The organism is Burkholderia sp. Bp9140 (genome assembly GCF_003853425.1).
Lineage (GTDB): Bacteria > Pseudomonadota > Gammaproteobacteria > Burkholderiales > Burkholderiaceae > Burkholderia.
Genome location: NZ_QTPQ01000135.1, coordinates 1 through 377 on the forward strand (window position 1 = coordinate 1; position 377 = coordinate 377).

General features: G+C 65.5%; 1 pseudogene. It reads left to right on the plus strand.

What is annotated here, in order from left to right:
* Window positions 1–377 (plus strand): annotated as a pseudogene (locus tag DIE21_RS36965) (succinate--CoA ligase subunit alpha); the annotation flags it as partial.

Consider the following 377-nt stretch of genomic DNA (forward strand, 5'->3'; position numbering starts at 1 on the left):
GGCATCATGCCGGGTCACATCCACCGCAAGGGCCGCATCGGCGTCGTGTCGCGTTCGGGCACGCTGACGTATGAAGCCGTTGCTCAGCTGACGGCACTGGGCCTCGGCCAGTCGTCGGCAGTCGGCATCGGCGGCGACCCGATCAACGGTCTGAAGCACATCGACGTGATGAAGATGTTCAACGACGATCCGGATACGGATGCGGTCGTGATGATCGGCGAAATCGGCGGTCCGGACGAAGCCAACGCCGCTCAGTGGATCAAGGACAACATGAAGAAGCCGGTCGTCGGCTTCATCGCGGGCGTCACGGCGCCTCCGGGCAAGCGCATGGGCCACGCCGGCGCGCTGATCTCGGGCGGTGCGGATACGGCCGAAGC